Source organism: Bacillus sp. K7 (assembly GCF_053903245.1).
Genome location: NZ_CP096406.1, coordinates 3,726,231 through 3,742,400, shown reverse-complemented (window position 1 = coordinate 3,742,400; position 16,170 = coordinate 3,726,231). Strand labels below are relative to the sequence as shown.

The following is a 16,170-nucleotide window of genomic DNA, read 5'->3' as shown; positions in this document are numbered from 1 at the left end:
ATCGGTGACCATAATGAGAATGGTAGACATCATCATCAAAAAACAAAACGGAAAAGAACTCACCACAGAGGAAATTCAATTTTTCGTGAACGGCTATACGGACGGAAGCATTCCTGATTATCAGGCAAGCGCGCTTGCCATGGCGATTTTTTTCCAGGATATGAGTGACCGCGAGCGTGCGGACTTGACGATGGCTATGGTGAACTCCGGTGAAACGATTGATCTTTCTGCCATTGAAGGGATTAAAGTGGATAAACACTCTACCGGCGGCGTCGGCGACACGACAACACTCGTTCTCGCCCCGCTTGTTGCGGCTCTTGATGTGCCGGTAGCCAAAATGTCAGGACGCGGCCTCGGCCATACGGGCGGAACGATTGATAAATTAGAGGCCATTGACGGGTTTCACGTGGAACTGTCGAAAGATGAATTTATAAAGCTCGTGAACCGCGACAAGGTTGCCATCATCGGCCAAAGCGGCAACTTGACGCCGGCTGATAAAAAACTGTACTCGCTGCGTGATGTAACGGGAACGGTTAATTCCATCCCGCTCATCGCAAGCTCGATTATGAGCAAGAAAATCGCTGCCGGAGCGGACGCCATCGTACTCGACGTCAAAACGGGAGCGGGCGCCTTCATGAAAACGGAAGAAGACGCCGCTGAACTCGCCAAAGCGATGGTGCGTATCGGAAATAACGTCGGCCGCCAAACCATGGCAGTCATTTCTGACATGTCCCAGCCGCTCGGCTTTGCGATCGGCAATGCGCTTGAAGTCAAAGAAGCGATTGACACGCTCAAAGGCGAGGGTCCTGAAGATCTTCATGAGCTAGTTTTAACGCTCGGTAGCCAAATGGTTGTGCTTGCGAAAAAAGCCAATACATTAGACGAGGCAAGAGCGAAGCTGGAAGAAGTCATGAAAAACGGCAAAGCGCTGGAGAAATTCAAGGACTTCCTGAAAAACCAAGGCGGCGACAGCTCGATTGTTGACGATCCGTCTAAGCTTCCGCAGGCTGCCTATCAAATTGATGTGCCTGCCAAAGAAGCCGGTTTCGTCTCCGAAATCGTCGCGGACGAAATCGGCGTCGCAGCCATGCTGTTAGGTGCTGGACGTGCCACAAAAGAAGACGAAATCGATTTAGCCGTCGGCATTATGCTCCGCAAAAAGGTCGGCGACAAGGTAGAAAAAGGTGAACCGTTCGTCACGCTTTACGCCAACCATGAGAACGTCGATGAAGTCAGGGCAAAAGTCTATGATAACATCCGCATCGCAGCGGAAGCGAAGGCGCCGAAGCTGATTCATACGTTGATTACGGAATAATCATAAAGCACATCCCATCCTGAGTGGGGTGTGCTGTTTTGATTGTCTTGGCATTCCCTCTCGGCTGATTTTTTGAAAAGATGGGATCAAAAGTGAGGACGATGCAAGAAGGCATAAGAGGTTAAAGCGGTGTGCGAAAAACAGATCCTTTACTTTCTCTCTTTTTTAAGATTTTCTTTCTAAAGTTAGTACTCGCATTCTCATCTATATAGGGAGGTAAGGACCCCCGATTGTTTAAGCGACCGAGTTTAATGAAATCTAGGGTATGGCCAAGTCAAGTGAAACCGTAACGATCAGTCAGGTTTGATAATAAAAAATGTCACGAAAAGGGAACTGATCCAGAAGAAAGCCGCTTTATTATAATCTATGACGTGGCAAGACCGGCCAAAGCGTTTGACACATGTGGATGGAAAAATAGAAAACAAGAAAGAAGGAAAAATGGCAAAAGGGTTGAATTATGAAGTAGAGGATATGCAAGCAGCAGTCCTGCACCAAGCAGGTAGCGAGACCATCAATCTCTCCCTGGATATCATGAACATCATAGTAAGAGAACAGTGGGAAATCACTTACCCGTTTGAATATGAAAACATCCGGTCTTTATAAACGGGCCGGGGTTTCTTCATAGAAAAATGTAAGCGCTTTAAATTTTAATAAAAAAGTGAGGCGAATTGTGTAAATGTTCAGTCGATTATTCCGTGTATGTTTTCTTGCAGCCCTTATCATGGCCTTCACCCTGCCAAACTCCGCGTATGCACAAAAGGCAGAAAAACCCGTATTTACAGAAGTCAGTGTCCATGACCCTTCCGTCATTGAGACAAACGGCACCTTTTATGTTTTTGGATCTCATCTTGCTTCAGCAAAAACAAATAACCTCATGCAATGGCAGCAGCTGACCACTAGTGTAAGCAACACCAATCCTCTGATTCCGAATGTCTACGAAGAATTAAAAGATACCTTCGAATGGGCGCAATCCGATACCTTGTGGGCGGCTGACGTCAGACAGCTGGCGGACGGCAAATACTACATGTACTACAACGCCTGCCGCGGCGATTCGCCAAGATCCGCCATGGGGGTTGCCGTCGCTGATCACATTGAAGGCCCTTACAAAAACAAAGGCATCTTTTTGAAATCAGGCATGGAAGGCACAAGTGACGATGGAACACCGTATGACGCGACCAAACATCCGAATGTTGTCGATCCGCATACCTTCTTTGATAAAGACGGCAAGCTGTGGATGGTGTATGGATCTTACTCTGGCGGCATTTTCATTCTAGAAATGAATCCGAAAACGGGCTTTCCGCTTCCTGGTCAGGGATATGGCAAAAAACTGCTCGGCGGCAACCACAGTAGAATTGAAGGCCCGTATGTTCTCTACAATCCAGACACCAAGTACTACTACTTATACCTATCATATGGCGGTCTCGACGCAACAGGCGGCTACAACATCCGTGTGGTCCGCTCCAAAAAACCGGACGGTCCATACTATGACGCAGAAGGCAACCCAATGATTGACGTCCGCGGCAAAGAAGGCACAGTCTTCGACGACCGCTCGATCGAACCATACGGTGTCAAACTGATGGGCAGCTATTCGTTTGAGACAGAAAATGAAAAAGGAACAGGATACGTCTCGCCAGGCCACAACTCGGCATATTATGACGAAAAAACCGGACGTTCCTATTTACTCTTCCACACCCGCTTCCCGGGCAGAGGTGAAGAACACCAGGTCAGAGTCCATCAAATGTTCATGAACAAAGACGGGTGGCCGGTAACAGCGCCATATCGCTATGCGGGTGAAACGCTGAAAGATGTAAAACAAAAAGACATCACAGGAACCTACAAGCTCATCCAGCACGGAAAAGACATCTCAGCCGACATCAAAAAAACCATTAGCATCCAGCTCAACAAAAACCGCACCATTTCCGGGGAAATGACCGGAACATGGAAGAAAACCGGAAAAAACACAGCCGAAATCACGTTAGCCGGCAAGAAATATAGCGGAGTGTTTTTACGGCAGTGGGATTCGGTGAGAGAGAAGAACGTGATGACGTTTAGTGTGCTGAATGGCAGTGGTGAAGCTGTTTGGGGAACTAAATAAGATGGAGAAACGCCTTCGTAGGAGGGCGTTTTTTTATCCGCTTTATTGACTATAAGCAACAGTCCAAAGGAAGAAAAAACAGAGGGTCAGTAAGGAATAAAGACCTAAATAAAAAGTCCTCTCTATTCTAATTATTCTCCTTGTAAAATCATCAAAAGTGAGTTTTTAGCATTTTTGAACTAACCACTCCTCCTCGAAGACAAAACTTTACACCTATTTATCCAATATGACCCATCATGTAATATGAAAATGGTCTGTATTGTAAAGAATTAACACAGTTTGATAGAAACATGAGGTGTTGCGGCATGCATAGTGAAATGTTGTTACATTCGGTAAAAGCCGACTTATATGATAAGCAAGAACAGATCCATCAGTTAAAGCGAGTGCTACATGAAATCAGACAAATCAAACACGATTTTTCCGAGGTTCAGCACTTCATCCACCAGCCGTACCTTGACCGGAATGCATGGAGAGGAAAACATGCTGAGCGGTTTGAAGATATTCGTGATGGAATGAACAAAACGTATGATCAAATCAAAAGCCAACAGGTCAGCGGAATCATGAAAAGCATAGAAGGGAAAATCAATTCATTAGAGGAAGACGTCTATTCCATAAGACGTCAAATCACAAAAATAGAGCATGAAATAAAAATTGAAAAACATAGAAAGTGAGGTGAGCACAAATGGCACAGGAAATCAAAATGGTGTATGGCACAGTGAAGCAAGGGCTTTCTCAGCTCAAGAATTCAGCTGAACTCAAATCCTCCGTGCCCGGCCATATCTCAGGCAAAAACCATTTAAACGTTGTGAAGTCCATCGAGCAATTAAATAAGGACATCAAAAAGCTCACTGAAGCATATGCGTCCGTTCTGGCCAAGCATATCGCACAAACGGAAAGCGCGGTAAACGCCATGAAGGAAACGGACGAGAACGTATCATCTTCCATGAAATAAAGCGCGGGAGGACAAGGGATTGAAAACATTAGATGTCCACGCTCTTCACGAGGGTATTCAGCATACAATTGAGAAACTGGACAAGCAAAAACAGCAGCTGGAGAAGCTGGAAAAAAGCGTTGAGCATCTGGCAGGCATGAAGGATGCGTTAAAAGGAAAAGGCGGAGATGCGATCCGAACCTTCTACGAGGAGTGCCACAAGCCCTTTCTCCTTTTCTTCGGCATGTTTATCGACGAATACAAAAAAGTGCTGAAACAAACACAGCATGCGATTTCCTCTGTAGAATCTGATTCCCACGGCATAATTGCGGAGGCTTTTCTCTCACAAGATGCAAGACACGGAGTCAAGCATGCACGAGAAGTGACAGAACAGCTCACACACGCAGTCAATCGCCAGACATCAGCTATTGGCCACATCGTCAGCCTGCCGACAGTCAATGACTCTTTTTTTCAGATGGAAACAGAACAGGCTGAACGGCTGATTTCGGATACCCTGAATAAGCTCTTTCACTTTGACGGCCAGCTAACCCAGGCATTAGAAACAGCAAAATCAGATTTTCAAACGATGAAAAAATACATAGATCAGCTCGAAACGATGTACACCGGCCCAAAAATCGAAATCACAGGCTACAAAAGCGGCTCCATCCTGAAATCGCAGGAAGAAGAAAACATCAACCAAACCTTCGGTGCCATTAACCCGCAAATGAAACAGGCGGTTGATTCACCGATGGAGATGATGTTGAAAAGGCTGGAGAAACATAAGCAGTCCAACGTTGATACCGTGATGAAAGATGGCAAACAACAGAAGATCGAGCGTGAGATTCATGCTGATGACAGTAACTTAACGGTATTACAGAAAGAAGCAGCAGCCCATCCGAAAGTCTATAATGACATACGGGTTATAAATGATAAACTGTATAATCATAAAGGATTAAAAAAGATAGATACGATTGAAGTGATTGATGAGTTAGAAAGTGATACTGCAAGCATTGACTACGTCGGCGGCAAATATTTTGTATATGAAAACGGGCAAATTGTGAGAGAATTCTATGCTGGAGGGAAAAAGCGGCTAGAAGAAGTTTCTTACATTCCAGAGGATAAAGTAGGTGGAGCTAAGCCGCTTGATTCGTTTCTTTCCGGAACTCAGTATGAATTTGTTGAGTGGGTAAGTCCTCAGGGTGCTGTTAAAAAATTGGCAGTCCGAGGCGGGAAGCGTGTTGTCACAGATGTGGCTAAACATGTTGCGGAGAAGGAAAGTAAGGGTGAGGTTAATAAGGTTGCTTCAAAGGGTGCGAGTGAAGGTAAGAAATTGGTGTCTTCAAAGACGGTTATTAGCTCAGATATGGAAGCGAAAATATTGGAAGGACAACGTAAAGTTCCAAAAAATATTTTAATAGGTGGACATTCCTCAAGTATAAACAACGCTAATGATAATTTCGCAGTGGAAGTACTATCTACTAATGCAGATGGGACGAAAAGTGTTATGTTTACTAAGCAATTTGTAGATGGTAATATTTCTAAAATTAAAAAGAGTACATTATTTCCGGAATCGTGGAATGATGATCAGATTCTTAAGAGTATTATAGAGGTTGGAAATACACCACCTATATCTACAAGGTTGAGGGATAGATCAACTTGGCATAGAGCATCAAAAAATGGAGTGGAAATAGATGTTATCAAAAATGGTGACGAGGTAACTAGTGGTTACCCAACAGGAAAGGTAAATGCGCCTCGTCCATCAGGTTTCTGAGATGTAAATTGAAAGGTGATAAAAAATGTATAGAGAATTGGATAATCTTTTATCTGCTAAAACAACTGAGGACTCATGGTACGATGATGGTTGTATAATTGCAAGTGATATATTGTCAGACTTTAGAGCAGATGATTGGGGAAAATTAAAAAACGAAGCACTTACTAAACCTTTGGAATGGCAAAAAAAACTGGCATACTGTATGGATAATAACGGAAGTTCACATGAATTTTCAATATTACTATCACTACTTAGTATTGATAATGAAGAGCTATTTGAGGTATGCATAGATTCTCTAAGAAGCTTTGTGACTCCCGAGAGTAAACAAATGATATTGAACGATCCATCCATACTTCAGAGAATAAATGATAAGTTGCCAAAAGCAAGTGCCCCAGTAAAGAAAATACTTGAAGACTTCCTTGAGAAGGTTCATTCTTAATAATTTGTTATAGAATTGTTTATACAACAATGCTTAAAAGTCAATAATAACTTTTTAAAGCTTATTCTCACACAGTGATGTGAAATGGAATAAGCTTTTCCTATTGCAGGATCAGCTTATAATTTTAAAGACTCAGGTAAAATAACCACAAGGAAGAGATAGATGGTGTATACAGTTGAGATAATCAAGAATAAAGAATTTGAATGTAACTGGATTACATTGTTTATTAGTAGGCAGTTTAAGTTAATTTCTTCACAAGAAGTAACAAATTATGCGGTTAATTATCTAGTGAATAATCCTAATATTAAAGATGAGAATATCTTTGGGAACAAACTGAAGAAAGAGCAGATGCATTATTAGACCACATAGTCTCTAATAGCCGTTCTGAAGTCTTGAATAGAGAGTATCATAAGTGGTTATACACTGTTTTGAAGAATATATAATAATTCTTCTGATGATAGTATGTTTAGCGACATTGAAAACATTGTTTATATGTTTAACACAACTGAACATATGAACAATTTTTTTAGAATTGTATCGCCTGTTTTCTATTATCCTTCTGATTTGAAATATACAGTAAAAGAACTACTGAAAGAATTTTTGGAAACTGAGAGGAAAATAATTTCTAATTAATTATGATTGGGAAATACTCATTATATTGCTTGTGTTACTCACACCATCTACCGGTGAATAAGAAATAACGGAGATAGTATATTGCTCAAATATAAATATGCAATTGAATATATAGAAGATTATGATGAAGTCATTTTGGATTTGGAAAAAGAGAACATACCTAAAAATGGTTACCTTATTAGTAATTCGTTAGGATCTGATATATTTAGTGATTTCGATAGCATAAAGGAAGAAATTCAACAATTATTAAAAGTAATGTCTGGGGAATTACCAATATTCGAAAGTGGCGGGAATTTAAATTTAATTAGTTCTGATAAACATAAAACAGTGATTGAAAATATTTTCGCAGATGAAGATGAAGGAGATAGTGTATGCACAATAGAGACAGTGGAATATACTAAGATCATTTTAATCTGGGCAAAAGAAAGTATTAAGTACAAAAACAAACGAGGTATTTTAGCAATAGAGGAAACCGATGAAAGACTAGAATGGATAAAAGAAAAATGCAGTGAATTGAATTTTATGTAGTGATAATTGCAACTTCTCTTGCCTATCCCTAAAAGGAATAAGTAAGAGTAATCTATTTTCAGCTTTTGGCTGGAACATTCTATCAAGATATTGAAAGTCCCGATGACGCTTTACTAGAGTTATTAACAGAGAAAAGTAAAGAACATTTGGAGTATGCTGCTGTCTTTTTCACGGGTTTTATTGTAAGTGATTATTCAGGTAATGAAAAAAACTGATTACATGCACTCTTGTGCAGAGGGAGTGTATTTTCCTTCGTTTAATTTAGAACCAATTGAGTGGTTGAAAAATGTAAGGGAACAAATAGTAGAATCTTTAAGAAAAAAATTAAAATATGACTATTATTAACCTTGATTGGAAAAATGCTATTCAAGGTTTTTTATAAGTATAAAGCTAATTCTTTTTCTTCGGCATGTTTATCGACGAATACAAAAAAGTCCTGAAACAAACGCAGCATACGATTTCCTCTGTAGAATCTGACTCCCACGGCATAATTGCGGAGGCTTTTCTCTCGCAAGATGCAAGACACGGGGTCAAACATGCAAGAGAAGTGACAGAACAGCTCACAGACGCAGTCAATCGTCAGACATCGACCATTGGCCACATCATCAGCCTGCCAACAGTCAATGACTCCTTTTTTCAGATGGAAACAGAACAGGCTGAACGGATTATTACAGACACCCTGCATAAGCTCATTCGATTTGAAGGCCAGCAAACCTACGTGCTAGAAACAGCAAAAACAGATTTTCAAACGATGAAAAAGTACATAGATCAGCTCGAAGCGATGTACACCGGCCCGGAAATCGGAATCACAGGCTACAAAAGCGGCTCCATCCTGAAATCGCAGGAAGAAGAAAACATCAACCAAACCTTCGGCGCGATTAACCCGCAAATGAAGCAGGCGGTTGATTCACCGATGGAGATGATGTTGAAGAAATTAGACGAGAAAGAAAAGTCTAAAGTTGATTCAGTTGTCAAAACGGATCATTCTAAAAAGGTAAATAAAAATATCATTGTTATTAATGGTAAAGTGTATCATACGAGTGAACATGTAGAACATGTAAAAACTGATTTCTCAAATGCAGAAGTTAAGCAAGTTGTTTATAATGATACACTTTATAATGTGTATATATCAGGTAATAATATGAAACTTGAACCTGTCGTCTCGCTTTCGGACATCAAAGTGGATGAGAGTGGATATGTAAAAGTCTTAGAGACAGCTGTAGATCTTACCGGCGTGAATGATCTTTTTAAGGCCGTCACGGGCAGAGATCCGGTAACAGGCGAAAAAGTCACAGGAAAAGACCGTATTGTTGCCTCCATAAACTCAGTACCATTTGCCAAAATAGCTAAGTTAGAAAAGTTAAGAGATATTAATAAACTAATTGATGATGGGAAAAAGGCGAAGAAGGCTAAGGAAGTTAAAAACGTTTCTAAGGATACGGGTAATGGTGTACCTTCTTATGGAAAGAAGTCAGTACCTAAAGGGCCGTATCGTGAAGTAAATGGATATCCTGTTAAATTAAAGCCGGGTGCCCAAGAGAAACATATTCCCAATACTCCTAACTACAAGCAAGAAATAGCGAATGGGAAAAACAAAAGTATTTTTTATGGAGATAATAAAAAAGCGCAGGAATTGCTTGATAAGCATGCAGGGAAAGGAACCACTGTTACCAAAAATAAAGAGAGAGTGGACTTTGGTGAGCCAATAGGTAAATACTATGACACTGTGACTGGACAATATATAGAGACTAGTAGAGGAATGATACACTATGGAAAAGATGGTGCTCATATAGTACCAGCAAAACCATCAGAATAAAAAAAAGAAAGAGGATGACTATGGAAGCAGATTCTTTATTTAAAACTTTAATAGAGTATGAAGGTGTAGAGATCATAATAGAGTGGAACAATGGATTAAAAATTGTAGGCAAAACAGACACATTTTTTGAGACAGACAATGGATTAGATGATGATGATCCCGAGTACGTAGAATATTATGCAACTGCATTTCAAGTAAATCATATTTTATCCCATCCAGCTACTAACGAAGGCAGTGTATACAATTGGTTGAAACAAGAAAAAAGTTCATTAGTTGAAATTTCACTTTATGATGATCCGCCAAGTGCAGTTTTTTTAACTGACGGAGAAAGTGTATGGAAAAGGGGTAGTCAAAAATAAAAACGTTACTTTAAATATATACCTTGAGGGGTTAAATTGCCTTTCAAGGTTTTTTAATTTAATTTATATTAAGTCAGCTGATATTTTTGAGAAACAAATTGAAAATGAATAGTGTTAGAATCGAGAGCTCGTGATTAGTAAAAACAAGGAGTATCGTTTTAACTCTTTGGGGAACTGAACACGAACGAGAAAGGGGCGAGATGACATTTTACATCGCAGGGGTAGGTATATCTTTGAGAAATCCATAAATTCACGAGCTCGTACAAGCTCGTGAAAATAAATAATGATTAATGTAAAAGAGTTCTTAACTACAAGTAAGAGATAGCAAATGGTAAAACAACAAGAATTTTTTCTATGGCGATAATAAATAAGCAAAAGAATTGCTTGATAAGTTTGCAGAGAAAGGTCTACTACTATCAAATGTAATAGCGGGAAAATTACCAATATTCGAAAGTGATGGGAATGTAATTTTAATTAGTTCTGATAAACATAAAACAGTCTTTGAAGATATTTTTGCAGACGATGATGAGAAAAATAGTATATTCCCAATAGAGAGAGTGGAATATACCAAGGACATTTTAATCTGGGCTAAAGAAAATATTAAGTACAAAAACAAACGAGGTATTTTAGGAAGAGAGAAAGCTGAAGAAAGACTAAAATGGATAAAAGAAAAGTAGAGTGAATTAGATTTTATTATATAAGGAAAAAACATTGGCTACATACGTTTTATTACTAAAGGAATTTGAAGATGATGAAACTGTGGTTTGCAAATTTGGGCCTAATGAAAATACTATGAGCAATATTCAATTAAATAAAATAACTAGGAAGTTTTCAAAGTTAGAAGAAATTCCTGATAAAGATCTTGCGTCAACATTTTATTTTGATCGAGCTGCACAAAGATTAGCTGTTTGTGTAAGTAAGAGAAGGGGGATGAATTTCCAAAAAAACAGCTTTTGAGTCTTAGCATATGATAAAACCTTGATTAGCAAAACGCCTGTCGAGGTTTTAATCTGCATTCAATATAATAAAAAAATCGAAGAGGTTTTCCTATGAAATATAAGGCGCTTGTTAAAAAACTTGATCCACATATCGAAGAGGAAGTGATTCTTGAAATAGAAGGGGTAGAATTTACAGGTTTTTCTTCCGTCTGTCCTTATGAAATTGAAACGGGAAAACATTATCCTGTATTGGTTGGCTTTACAATTTTGGATGAGTTAGTTATTCGTGAAAATAAAGAAAAAACAAAAGAATTAGAACGGATTGGTTTGGATTATCAATATTATATTAGGGGAATTTTGCAAAAGGATTCAATTGATGCAGGAATCATACTTACTGATGAAGATGAGTATTTTTCTGAATATCCTCATTTAATTGGGAAAAATGTTGAGATGAAGGTTGACAGAATAAGCATTGAATTCTTAAGGGAGCCCGTTTAAATATAAAAAGTAAAATGATTATAAAAATTAGAGAAGGTTTTATTTTTTGGGTATTATTAGAAAAAATGAAGGAGAACTTGATTGAAATTGCTAATCAAGGTTTTTACATTTTGAACAATTACTTAAAAAACCAGACTTTTATTTAAGGTGATGATAGAAAGTGAAAAAGATAGATAAGAAATTTTTATTGAGAAAAATAAATGAATCATTATTAATCATTCAGATTGTATTCCCCCTAACAGGAATATTTCTAACTATCATGACAATCTGGTTAGCAAATGCCAATCAAGTTAACGATATAGAGCTATATGTGATTGCTGGTTTTTCATATGGTGTATTTTTCTTTGTATTCCCTTTAGGTATTTATATATTCAGGAAAAGAGTACTTATAAAAAAAGTAAATGATATAGACGGATATCAATAGAGTTGCTAAAGCGTGAACGTACAGTATAAGAGCCATTGTTGAAAGAAATCCATTCAAGAAAGTGCATCTGGGGATAGGGTTTGTACTATTATTAGAAGGTAATTTGAAATCATGTTAAAAACATTAGAATGTAGAGATAAAAAGCCTATGAAAATAGAGTTCTAAGTTTATTAATGTTACTCAATTAAAGAGGTGTAATTCTAATCTATTTATATATATACATAACGAACCAAAAGCAAAGGTTGTATTTAAAAAGCAACTTGGAATTATTTTTATGTAATGACATATACAAGTTTGAGTAAAAATTTAAGGATGTTAGAAATTGAAAATCACCTTTAAAACCTTCAGAGCGCATTATGTAAATTACGATTGGAAAACGCTTTATGTTGGATTGAAGCAGGGTTGGATAAACAAAATGGAAGTCATGAATTATGCTGTTGAATATTTGGTGGACCATCCCAATGTACAACAAGAAAAAATTCTAGAACTGGCTTGGGGAGACAAGGATAATATTGAAGAAACCATTTTAAATATAATACGAGTTGAAATATATAGTTTTTATGCTGTTGAAAAAAGAAAATGGAGATACGTTATTCTTCTTGAAATAAAATTAAAGTACACTGATCATGTTTGAGCTCTTGAGCAAGCTTGCAGAAGTTTACGCAGATATGAATTACCCTGAAGATATGGAGGGTTTTATTTATTATCAGCCTTCTAATGACGCAGGCAATCCGCATTTACATTCCTATGAGAAAAATATAAATAGATTATGCAATTTGTTTCAAGACTTTTTAGTAAAAGAAAAACAATATATACAAAATGGCTTACCGCTATAACTAAAACAGTCCTTAATAAGTAATTCTCTTAGTCAATACCAAAAATGAAAGCGTTGACATGAAATAAACCTAGTGCTAAAGTATACCTACAAACAAATAAAACGACCCGTCAGGATTGTTACTGCGAAAGCAGGCAAAACCTAAATGGTGCAGGTGCAGGAGGAGACTCTCGCAATCTGTGTCATTTAGGTTTTTTTTATTCTCAATGTAGGATGTGATGCGGCATTTGATACAAAAAAAGCTGGAGAAAGGCGGCCACCTTTCATCCAGCGGGTCCCCCCAAAAAAAGGAGGTATACACATGGATTATGATAAATTATCGAAAGACATATTACAACTCGTAGGTGGTGAAGAAAACGTTCAGCGCGTGATTCACTGCATGACGAGGCTTCGTTTTAACCTTCATGACAATTCGAAGGCGGATCGCGGTCAATTGGAGCGGCTGCCGGGTGTGATGGGCACAAATATCAGCGGCGAGCAGTTTCAAATTATTATCGGAAACGATGTGCCGAAGGTGTATCAGGCGATGCTGCGGAACAGCAATCTCAGTGATGAGAAGAGCGCGGGTTCATCCTCGCAAAAAAAGAATGTGCTGAGTGCGGTCTTTGATGTGATTTCTGGTGTGTTTACCCCGATTCTTCCGGCGATTGCAGGAGCGGGGATGATTAAAGGGCTTGTTGCGTTAGCTGTTACATTCGGCTGGATGACAGAGACGAGCCAGGCACATGTGATTCTTTCGGCTATCGGTGACGGCGCGTTCTACTTCCTGCCGCTTCTGCTTGCGATGAGCGCGGCGAGAAAGTTCGGAAGCAATCCATATGTAGCGGCGGCGATTGGGGCGGCGATTCTGCACCCGGATTTGACAGCGCTGCTTGGAGCGGGGAAACCAATTTCCTTTATCGGGCTTCCTGTAATCGCTGCCACGTATTCGTCAACAGTCATTCCGATTTTGCTGGCGATTTGGATCGCATCGTATGTTGAGAAGTGGATTGACCGGGTCACCCACTCTTCTCTGAAGCTGATTGTGGTTCCGACCCTGACATTGCTGATTGTTGTGCCGCTGACGCTGATTACAGTCGGTCCGTTAGGCGCTATTTTAGGAGAATACTTGTCTGTCGGTGTAAACGTTTTATTTGATCATGCAGGGCTTATTGCAATGATTTTGCTTGCGGGAACATTCTCTTTAATCATTATGACGGGCATGCACTATGCACTTGTGCCGATTATGATTAACAACATCGCCCAAAACGGTCACGATTACTTGCTGCCAGCTATGTTTTTGGCGAATATGGGGCAGGCCGGGGCATCCTTTGCCGTTTTCCTTCGCTCCAGAAACAAAAAGTTTAAATCACTTGCGCTCACAACGAGTGTCACGGCGCTGATGGGGATTACAGAACCCGCGATGTACGGCGTGAATATGAGATTGAAAAAACCGTTCGCGGCGGCTTTGCTGGGTGGCGCGGCCGGCGGAGCATTTTACGGTGTGACGGGTGTTGCTTCCTATATTGTCGGGGGGAATGCGGGTCTGCCGAGTATCCCTGTCTTTATCGGCCCAACGTTTATTTACGCCATGATCGGTCTTGTGATTGCGTTCGCGGCGGGAACAGCGGCAGCTTATCTCATTGGATTCGAGGATGTGCCGTCTGACAGTGATCAGCAGCCGTCTGTGACAAATGGCCATGAAGGCAGCGGAGAAATCATTCACAGCCCGATTAAAGGTGAAGTAAAGGCATTAAGTGAAGTCAATGACGGAGTGTTTTCTGCCGGGATCATGGGGAAAGGATTCGCGATTGAGCCGGAAGAAGGAGAAGTAGTTTCACCTGTGAATGGCAGCGTTACCACTATTTTTAAAACAAAACACGCGATTGGCATTACGAGTGATCAGGGAGCTGAAATTCTTATACACATTGGATTGGACACGGTGAAGCTGGAAGGACAATGGTTCACCGCTCACGTCAAAGAAGGCGACAAGGTCGCGCCGGGCGATCCGCTCGTTTCCTTTGATCTCGAACAAATCAAAGCGGCGGGATATGACGTCATTACCCCGGTGATCGTGACCAACACAGATCAATATTCGATTTCGCCAGTGAAAGAAATCGGCAAAGTGCAGACAAAAGAGGCGCTGCTTGCTTTATCTTAAAAAAACTGATGGGGTGATCAATATGAGTTCAAATGCAAAACGATTTCCAGAAGGATTTTTATGGGGCGGCGCGGTTGCCGCTAACCAAGTCGAGGGTGCTTATAACGAGGGCGGAAAGGGGCTTTCAACGGCTGACGTATCACCGAACGGCATTATGTCTCCATTTGATGAGTCGATGACGTCTTTGAATCTGTATCACCAAGGAATTGATTTTTATCATCGGTATAAAGAGGACATCGCTTTGTTTGCGGAAATGGGGTTTAAGGCATTCCGCACATCCATTGCGTGGACGAGGATTTTTCCGAATGGCGATGAAGAGGAGCCAAATGAAGAAGGCCTCAACTTTTACGACGATCTGTTTGATGAGCTGTTAAAGCATGAGATTGAGCCTGTTGTCACCATCTCTCATTATGAAATGCCGCTCGGTTTAGTGAAACAGTATGGCGGCTGGAAGAATCGCAAGGTCATCGAGTTCTATGAACGTTATGCCAAAACCGTTTTCAAACGTTATCAGCACAAAGTGAAGTACTGGATGACGTTCAATGAAATTAACGTGGTGCTCCATGCGCCATTTACCGGAGGCGGGCTTGTTTTTGAAGAAGGAGAAAACAAATTAAACGCGATGTACCAGGCCGCGCATCACCAATTTGTGGCCAGTGCTCTTGCCGTCAAAGCGGGCCACGAGATCATCCCTGATTCGAAAATCGGCTGTATGATAGCGGCAACGACAACCTATCCGATGACACCTAAGCCGGAGGATGTCTTCGCGGCACTGGAGAATGAACGCAAAACCCTTTTCTTCTCTGACGTGCAGGCTAGAGGCGCGTATCCGGGCTATATGAAACGCTTCTTAGCAGAAAATCATATTGAAATTGAAATGGCTGATGGCGATGAAGAGATTTTAAAAGAACATACGGTGGATTACATCGGATTCAGCTACTATATGTCGATGGCGGCAAGCACTGATCCAAAAGAACTCGCAAAATCAGGGGGCAACCTGCTGGGCGGCGTCAAAAACCCTTACCTGAAATCATCCGAATGGGGCTGGCAGATTGATCCGAAGGGCTTGCGAACCACGCTCAACACCTTATATGACCGCTATCAGAAGCCGCTGTTTATCGTGGAAAACGGCCTTGGTGCGGTAGACAAAGTGGAGGAGGACGGCTCTATTGAGGATGATTACAGAATCAACTATCTGCGAGAGCACCTCATTGAAGCCCGGGAAGCGATTGCTGACGGTGTCGACCTAATCGGATACACGTCGTGGGGGCCGATTGACCTTGTCAGCGCATCCACTGCGGAAATGAAAAAACGCTACGGCTACATTTATGTTGATCGGGACAATGAAGGCAACGGAACATTAAACCGCATCAAGAAAAAAAGCTTCGACTGGTATCAGCAGGTCATCGCCACAAATGGAGAGAGTCTCTGACAACTTTTTGAATACT

The 16,170-nt window shown here is 40.6% G+C and carries 17 protein-coding genes and 2 pseudogenes; all 19 read left to right on the top strand.

Going from position 1 to position 16,170, the window contains the following annotated elements:
- The first annotated feature begins 13 nt into the window (after nt 1-13).
- The 19 genes and pseudogenes from M1D98_RS19120 to bglH all read left to right on the top strand — a co-directional run bounded on the left by M1D98_RS19120 (nt 14) and on the right by bglH (nt 16,154).
- On the top strand, nt 14-1,315 hold the full coding sequence (locus M1D98_RS19120; RefSeq protein WP_456279866.1) for a pyrimidine-nucleoside phosphorylase: 1,302 nt from the start codon (nt 14-16) through the stop codon (nt 1,313-1,315).
- Between the two features lie 402 nt (nt 1,316-1,717).
- Nucleotides 1,718-1,918, top strand: coding sequence for a hypothetical protein (locus M1D98_RS19115; RefSeq protein ID WP_240467602.1), 201 nt, complete (start codon nt 1,718-1,720; stop codon nt 1,916-1,918).
- A 73-nt stretch (nt 1,919-1,991) separates the two neighbouring features.
- The gene (locus M1D98_RS19110; RefSeq protein ID WP_456279865.1) at nt 1,992-3,410 is read left to right on the top strand and encodes a glycoside hydrolase family 43 protein; all 1,419 of its coding nucleotides are present in this window, start codon (nt 1,992-1,994) and stop codon (nt 3,408-3,410) included.
- 305 nt (nt 3,411-3,715) lie between these two features.
- Entirely contained in the window at nt 3,716-4,081 is a 366-nt protein-coding gene (locus M1D98_RS19105; RefSeq protein WP_268526153.1) for a YwqH-like family protein, read from the top strand.
- 11 nt (nt 4,082-4,092) lie between these two features.
- Nucleotides 4,093-4,362, top strand: a complete 270-nt coding sequence (locus M1D98_RS19100; protein ID WP_129550925.1) for a YwqI/YxiC family protein — start codon at nt 4,093-4,095, stop codon at nt 4,360-4,362.
- A gap of 19 nt (nt 4,363-4,381) precedes the next feature.
- A complete protein-coding gene (locus M1D98_RS19095) occupies nt 4,382-6,112 on the top strand; it encodes a T7SS effector LXG polymorphic toxin (RefSeq protein ID WP_456279864.1) in 1,731 nt (576 codons plus the stop codon).
- A gap of 25 nt (nt 6,113-6,137) precedes the next feature.
- Complete coding sequence (locus tag M1D98_RS19090) at nt 6,138-6,551, top strand: hypothetical protein (RefSeq protein ID WP_121643657.1); 414 nt, start codon at nt 6,138-6,140, stop codon at nt 6,549-6,551.
- Between the two features lie 714 nt (nt 6,552-7,265).
- Nucleotides 7,266-7,712: a hypothetical protein gene (locus M1D98_RS19085; RefSeq protein WP_121643656.1), complete on the top strand. Its 447-nt coding sequence runs from the start codon at nt 7,266-7,268 to the stop codon at nt 7,710-7,712.
- 50 nt (nt 7,713-7,762) lie between these two features.
- A pseudogene (locus tag M1D98_RS19080) lies at nt 7,763-8,057 on the top strand (hypothetical protein).
- A gap of 55 nt (nt 8,058-8,112) precedes the next feature.
- Nucleotides 8,113-9,528: pseudogene (locus tag M1D98_RS19075) on the top strand (T7SS effector LXG polymorphic toxin); the annotation flags it as partial.
- Nucleotides 9,529-9,548: 20 nt separating this feature from the next.
- A complete protein-coding gene (locus tag M1D98_RS19070; protein WP_121643655.1) occupies nt 9,549-9,887 on the top strand; it encodes a hypothetical protein in 339 nt (112 codons plus the stop codon).
- A gap of 380 nt (nt 9,888-10,267) precedes the next feature.
- Entirely contained in the window at nt 10,268-10,564 is a 297-nt protein-coding gene (locus M1D98_RS19065; RefSeq protein ID WP_240467600.1) for a hypothetical protein, read from the top strand.
- A gap of 34 nt (nt 10,565-10,598) precedes the next feature.
- Nucleotides 10,599-10,844, top strand: a complete 246-nt coding sequence (locus tag M1D98_RS19060; protein ID WP_162985574.1) for a hypothetical protein — start codon at nt 10,599-10,601, stop codon at nt 10,842-10,844.
- A gap of 92 nt (nt 10,845-10,936) precedes the next feature.
- Complete coding sequence (locus tag M1D98_RS19055; RefSeq protein ID WP_121643654.1) at nt 10,937-11,323, top strand: hypothetical protein; 387 nt, start codon at nt 10,937-10,939, stop codon at nt 11,321-11,323.
- A 160-nt stretch (nt 11,324-11,483) separates the two neighbouring features.
- Nucleotides 11,484-11,747: a hypothetical protein gene (locus tag M1D98_RS19050; RefSeq protein WP_121643653.1), complete on the top strand. Its 264-nt coding sequence runs from the start codon at nt 11,484-11,486 to the stop codon at nt 11,745-11,747.
- A 322-nt stretch (nt 11,748-12,069) separates the two neighbouring features.
- Nucleotides 12,070-12,381, top strand: a complete 312-nt coding sequence (locus tag M1D98_RS19045; RefSeq protein ID WP_121643652.1) for a DUF2247 family protein — start codon at nt 12,070-12,072, stop codon at nt 12,379-12,381.
- Nucleotides 12,374-12,583: a DUF2247 family protein gene (locus M1D98_RS19040; RefSeq protein ID WP_121643651.1), complete on the top strand. Its 210-nt coding sequence runs from the start codon at nt 12,374-12,376 to the stop codon at nt 12,581-12,583. Before M1D98_RS19045 ends, M1D98_RS19040 begins: the two co-directional genes overlap by 8 nt.
- Nucleotides 12,584-12,883: 300 nt before the next feature.
- Complete coding sequence (locus tag M1D98_RS19035; protein ID WP_456279863.1) at nt 12,884-14,722, top strand: beta-glucoside-specific PTS transporter subunit IIABC; 1,839 nt, start codon at nt 12,884-12,886, stop codon at nt 14,720-14,722.
- Nucleotides 14,723-14,744: 22 nt separating this feature from the next.
- Nucleotides 14,745-16,154, top strand: a complete 1,410-nt coding sequence (gene bglH / locus M1D98_RS19030; protein WP_121643794.1) for an aryl-phospho-beta-d-glucosidase — start codon at nt 14,745-14,747, stop codon at nt 16,152-16,154.
- Nucleotides 16,155-16,170 lie beyond the last annotated feature (16 nt).

Excerpts from the sequence above, each read along its gene's own strand:
- M1D98_RS19110 (WP_456279865.1), top strand. The coding sequence starts at position 1,992 with ATGTTCAGTCGATTATTCCGTGTATGTTTTCTTGCAGCCCTTATCATG.
- M1D98_RS19040 (WP_121643651.1), top strand. The coding sequence starts at position 12,374 with ATGTTTGAGCTCTTGAGCAAGCTTGCAGAAGTTTACGCAGATATGAAT.
- bglH (WP_121643794.1), top strand. The coding sequence starts at position 14,745 with ATGAGTTCAAATGCAAAACGATTTCCAGAAGGATTTTTATGGGGCGGC.
- M1D98_RS19055 (WP_121643654.1), top strand. The coding sequence starts at position 10,937 with ATGAAATATAAGGCGCTTGTTAAAAAACTTGATCCACATATCGAAGAG.
- M1D98_RS19035 (WP_456279863.1), top strand. The coding sequence starts at position 12,884 with ATGGATTATGATAAATTATCGAAAGACATATTACAACTCGTAGGTGGT.
- M1D98_RS19120 (WP_456279866.1), top strand. The coding sequence starts at position 14 with ATGAGAATGGTAGACATCATCATCAAAAAACAAAACGGAAAAGAACTC.
- M1D98_RS19100 (WP_129550925.1), top strand. The coding sequence starts at position 4,093 with ATGGCACAGGAAATCAAAATGGTGTATGGCACAGTGAAGCAAGGGCTT.
- M1D98_RS19105 (WP_268526153.1), top strand. The coding sequence starts at position 3,716 with ATGCATAGTGAAATGTTGTTACATTCGGTAAAAGCCGACTTATATGAT.
- M1D98_RS19070 (WP_121643655.1), top strand. The coding sequence starts at position 9,549 with ATGGAAGCAGATTCTTTATTTAAAACTTTAATAGAGTATGAAGGTGTA.
- M1D98_RS19090 (WP_121643657.1), top strand. The coding sequence starts at position 6,138 with ATGTATAGAGAATTGGATAATCTTTTATCTGCTAAAACAACTGAGGAC.